Genomic DNA, 5,320 nt, shown 5'->3' with positions numbered 1-5,320 from the left:
GGGCGGGACTGGGCGGTGGCCCAGAGCTCCTTGCCGTCGAGGGCCTCGGTCACCGTGGTGGACAGCACCCCGTCGTACGAGGTGATCTTGCCGTCGGCGATCTGGAGGAGCTCGGTCGACATCCCGAACTTGTGGGCCAGCGGCTGGAGCAGCTGGGTGCGCACCATTTTCGCGGCGCGTTCGACCGCGCCGCCGGAGACCCAGGTGTGCCGGCCGTGGGCGGCCGCGCCCGCGGGCGGCTGGTCCGTGTCGACGGCGGCGACGTGCACCTCCTCGATGCCCAGCGTCTCCTGGACGATCTGCCGGGCGAGCGTGGAGAAGCCCTGGCCGGTGTCGACGGCTGCGCAGATGACGGTGGCGGCCCCGCCCTGGACCTTCACGGTCGCCGTGGAGACCTCGTCGGCGCCCTCGGCACCGAGCATGTGGACCATGCCGAGCCCGTAGCCGACGCCGCGGCGCACGGCGCCGGGCTCTCCCGCGCCCTCCGGGCCGCCGGGCAGCAGCCACGCCTCCTCCGGGGTGTCCTTGGGCAGCGTCGGCAGCGGGAAGTCCTGGACGGAGCGCAGCAGTTCGGCCACCGGGGCCGGGCAGGTCACGGCCTGTCCCGTGGGCAGGAGGTCGCCGGTGGCCAGGACGTTGCGCAGCCTCAACTCGGCCGGTTCGACGCCGAGTTTGGCCGCGAGTTTGTCCATCTGGCCCTCGTAGGCGGCGCACACCTGCATGGCGCCCTCGCCGCGTACGTGCCCGGACGGCGGGTTGTTCGTGCGGACGGCCCAGCCCTCGACGAACGCGTGCGGGACGACGTAGGGGCCGCACGCGAACGCCACGGCCGCCGCGAGCGATTCGGACGACTGGTCGGCGTAGGCGCCCGCGTCGAGCAGGATCTGCGCCTCCACCTTCACGAGCCGGCCCTCGGCGTCGGCGTGGTGGCGGTAGCGCAGCAGGGTCGGGTGGCGGTGGGGGTGGCCGAGGAAGGACTCCTCGCGGGTCGCCGTCAGCTTCACGGGCCGGCCGGTGCGCAGCGCCAGCAGGCCGAGCGGGATCTGGAAGCCGGGGTCCTCGCGGTCGCCCATCGCGCCGGGCACACCGGTCACCACGACCTTGACCTGGTCGGAGGGCAGTCCGAAGCACGCGGCGGCGAGGTCGCGGTCGGTGTGCGGGTCGGTGGAGGCGGTGTAGATCTCCACACCGCCGTCGGGGCGCGGCACGGCGAGGCCCGCTTCCGCGCCGACGGGCGCCGGGTCCTGGCGTCCGATGCGGTACAGGCCCTCGACGATGACCTCGCCCTGCGCGGCCGGGTCGCCGTAGCGCAGCGGGATGTGCCGGATCAGGTTGCCGTCGGGGTGCAACGGCTCGGCGGAGAAGGCCTTTTCGGGATCGGTGACGGGTTCGAGCACCTCGTACTCGACGGCCACGGCCGCCGCGGCGAGGCGCGCCGCGTCCGGGTGCTCGGCGGCGATCGCGGCGATGGCCTCGCCGTGGTGGCGTACGACGTCGGAGGCGAACACCGGGCGGTCGGCGACCTTCCGGCCGTACGACGGGTCGCCCGGCACGTCCGCGTGGGTCACGACGGCCCGTACGCCGGGCATGCGGGCGGCGGCGGAGGTGTCGATGGAGACGATGCGGGCGTGCGGGTGCGGGGAGCGCAGGATCGCGGCCCACAGCAGGCCCTCGGCCCACAGGTCGGCGGCGTACGGGTAGGTGCCCTCGGCCTTGGCGCGGGCATCCGCGGCGGGGAGGGACGCGCCGATGCCGTGCGTCGGCTCCTCGCTCTCCGGCGGCGCGGAGGCGGGCTCGGTGGCCGTCTCGTCGCTCACGCCATGCCTCCGTCGTTCGCGTGGGGGTGGTGCGGGCCCTGCGGCGCCCGGACACCGCCAGCGCCGGGTGGTGCCTGGTGCGGGATTCTCGCCTCGTCCGCCGGACCGCCGGAACCGGCAGAACCGCCGGAACCGGCAGAACCGTGTGAACCGGCTGCGCCATTGGGCCCGTTGGAGCCGTTGGACCCGTTGGCGCCGTTCTGCGATCCGGTGGGGGCGAAGGCCGCGGGGCCGGTGGCCGGGGCGTCCTGGCCGGAGCCGTGGGCCGCCGCGGCGGCGGCCTCCGCGCCCGCGGCGCGCGCGGCGGCGACCTCGCCGACGGCCTCCAGCACGCCCCGGTAGCCGGAGCAGCGGCACAGGTTGCCGCTGAGCGCCTGGCGGGTCTCCAGGTCGCTGGGGGCGTGGTTGCCCTCCAGCAGGTCGTGCACGGTCATCGCCATGCCGGGGATGCAGAAGCCGCACTGGACGGCGCCGCAGGCGGCCAACGCCCGCTGGACGTCCGAGGGTTCGCCGTTCGTCGCGAGGCCCTCGACGGTCCGCACCTCGGAGCCCGCGGTGGTGGCGGCGGGTACCAGGCAGGAGGCCACGAGCCGCCCGTCGACCTGGACGTTGCACGCGCCGCACTCACCCTGTGAGCAGCCGTCCTTGGCGCCCGCGAGGCCGAGCCGCTCGCGCAGCACGTACAGCAGGGACTCGCCGATCCAGGCGTCGTTGACGGGCCTGTCCTCGCCGTTGACCCGCAACACGTAGGAGGAGCTGGGGTGTTCGACCTCGTCGTGGTCGGGGCCCGACGCGTCGGCGCGGTCCCGTCCTTCGGGCAGGTGGAGCGGGTCCGCCTGCTCAGGCGCGGCCGTGGTCACGTGCGGTTCGGCCGCGGGACGCGGCACCGCGACCGTATCCGGCGCGTGTTCCGGCACACCGGCCGCCGCACCGCCACCGTCACCGTCCTCCGGCTGGGACTCCGCTTCGGGCCCGGCCACCGTCGTGTCGGGACCAGCCGCCGCCGTCTCCGGCTCTGCCGCGGGGGCGGCGTGGAGCGGTTCCTCCGTTACGGGCTCCGCGGTGCCATGTTCCCCGGCACCCGCTGTGGCGGCCTCGGCTTCCCCGCCGTTCTCCGTCGAGGCCGGTGAGGGGGCGTCGGAGGACTCGTCCTCGGGGGCCTCTTGGAGGCTGTGGACCGCATCGCCGGGCGCGATGTCCCGGGCGGTCTCGCGGGCTGTCTCCCGGGCGGGCGCGGCGGTGTCGTGTTCGTTCCGCCGCGGCGCCTCGTCCCCGGCTCCCTCGCGTGCCTCCGCCGCCGCGTCCGCCGTGGGGGCCCAGGCGTGCTGGACGTCCTCGTGTGCGCGGGGGTCCGGCTCTTGCTGGTACTCCGGTTCCTGAACTGGTTCCGGTTCGGGCGCGGGCTCCGGCGCCCAGGGGGCGCGGGCGCCGCCGGGCAGCGTGGCGGGCGGGGTGACGCCCGCGTTCCACGGGGACGCCGCGAGCGCGGCGCTCAACTCGCCGGATTCGTCGAGGACATCGCCGGTCGCGAGCGGGATGCGCCACTGGCCAGGAGCCTCGGACCCCGCCGGTGCGGCGGCCGGGTCGGGGCCGGGAGCCTGGGCGGCCTCCCGGGGGTCGAGCGCCTCGTTGAAGTTCCAGTGCCCCGTCGCCTGCGGATCGTGGGACTGCGGGTCGTGGGACCGCGGATCGTGGGACTGGGGGTCGTGCGCCTGCTGTTCGTAGACCTGGGGTTCCGGCGACCGCGGTTCGTGCGTCCTGGCGTCGTGGGCGCCCTGGTCGGCGGCCAGCGGGCCGGGCCCGTAGGCGGCCTGCGCCTGCGTCTCGTGCCCGTAGTGCCCCGACCCGTACGGCGCCTGGCCGTACGGGTCCTGTGCGTACAGATCCTTCGCCCCGTAGGCCCCCTGGTCGTGGGCGCCTGCCCCGGGCGCGTGGCCCTGCGGCGCGTACGGGTCCTGGCCGTACCCGTCGAACCGGGCGTCCGCCGCCTCGGCCCCGGGGTCCGGCAGGCCCCAGGTGCCCGCGACGGAGGGGTCCGGCTGGAGCGGTGTGATCATCGGCGGCACGTACCCGTGGCCCGGCGCGGCCAGCGGCGCGTCCGTGTCGTCCTCTGGGGGCAGCTGGACGAAGGCGGTGGCCTCCGCGTCGTACTCCCCGCCGTGCGGCACCGGCTGCCACATGCCCTGGCCGCCGCCGGGGCCCTGGACCGGCTCGGGCCAGTCGTCGGCGCCGCGGTCCTGTTCCGGCCAGTCGTCGGCGCCCCCGGCCGTCTCCGGCCAGCCGTCGGCGCCCCGGTCGCCGTGCACGCGGCCCCCAGCGTCGGATTCGTTGTCGGTCACGAGAGCGCCCTCCCCAGTGCTCGCCGGGCCAGCGTGGCGACAGTACGCCGCAGATGCCGCACGGCGGGCGAGGGCCCCGGCGCCTCTCCCCCGTCGGCGGGTGGCAGCGGGTCCGGCACGCAGGCCGCCGCGACGTACTCGCCGAAGGCCGCGAGTGCCTCCTGGGTGAGCCCGCGCGCGCCGTCCCAGTCGATGAGCGAGGCGATCCACTGCTCGGCCTCCAACGGCCGCAGCGGCATGGGTGCGACGGCGCCGACCGCGCAGCGCACGCCGCGCCGCGCCGGGTCGAGCACGACGGCGACCGAGGTGGTGGCGCGGCCGGGGCCCGTGCGCCCCGTCGCCTTCAGGTAGACCTGCGGGGCGTGCAGCAGCGGTACCCGTACGAAGCCGATGAGTTCGGCGGGCGCGAGCATCTCGCGGCCCGCGAGCAGGTGCGCGACGGGGATCTCGCGGCGTGCGCCGGCGGGGCCCGCGACCACGACGTCGGCCTCCAGCGCGGCGAGTACGGGCAGGGTGTCCCCGGTGGGGGCGGCGGTCGCGATGTTGCCGCCGAGCGTCCCGGCGTTGCGGATCTGCGGCGGGCCGGCGGCGCGCGCGGAGGCGGCGAGGGCGGGGATGAGCGCGGCGAAGTCGGGGCGTCCCATGCGCGCGTGCGTGAGGCCGGCGCCGAGCAGGGCGTGGCCGTCCTGGTAGTGCCAGCCGCGCAGTTCGCTCATCCGGCCGAGCCCGACGAGCGCGGCGGGTCTCAACAGGCCCCTGTTGACGGACGCCATGAGGTCCGTCCCCCCTGCGACAGGCACGGCGGCGGGCGCCGCCGCGAGCTCCGCCAAGGCCTCGTCGAGCGTGGCCGGCAGCGTCACGGACTGTGCGCTCTGCGGTGCGTGCGTGGTCAACCCAGCTGCCCCTTCCCGGTGTCCCGGCAGTCCCGCCTGTGTGCCGTACCGTACGTGCTCACAGGCCGGACGTGGCAACTCTGGCACATCTTCGGAGCCGCTCGACGCGAGGGTCCACGAAGGGCGCATCCGCCCCTTGGCGACGGGAAAGCGCCGCTTCGTCCGCCTGTTGGGTGTTTCGGGCCCAACGCCGCTTTCACCACCGCTGATGGCGGTGTGGGGGGTGAACTGGACGCCCGCGCGGGCCGCGGAAGCGGGGGCGGGCCGCGCG

General features: G+C 76.1%; 3 protein-coding genes. All 3 read right to left on the bottom strand.

The genetic code is table 11. The features are described 5' to 3' along the window. On the bottom strand, positions 1-1,817 hold a 1,817-nt coding region (locus LCE31_RS36230), incomplete at its 3' end, for a xanthine dehydrogenase family protein molybdopterin-binding subunit (protein ID WP_225022151.1). Continuing rightward, positions 1,814-4,156: a (2Fe-2S)-binding protein gene (locus LCE31_RS36225; RefSeq protein WP_225022150.1), complete on the bottom strand. Its 2,343-nt coding sequence runs from the start codon at positions 4,154-4,156 to the stop codon at positions 1,814-1,816. The genes LCE31_RS36225 and LCE31_RS36230, both read right to left, overlap by 4 nt. Further along, the gene (locus LCE31_RS36220; protein ID WP_225022149.1) at positions 4,153-5,049 is read right to left on the bottom strand and encodes an FAD binding domain-containing protein; all 897 of its coding nucleotides are present in this window, start codon (positions 5,047-5,049) and stop codon (positions 4,153-4,155) included. Before LCE31_RS36220 ends, LCE31_RS36225 begins: the two co-directional genes overlap by 4 nt. Between the last annotated feature and the right edge of the window lie 271 nt (positions 5,050-5,320).

This window comes from Streptomyces sp. 8L (assembly GCF_020176795.1).
Classification (GTDB): domain Bacteria; phylum Actinomycetota; class Actinomycetes; order Streptomycetales; family Streptomycetaceae; genus Streptomyces.
The sequence above is the reverse complement of the archived record's forward strand: the minus strand, read 5'-3'. Positions and strand labels throughout refer to the sequence as shown.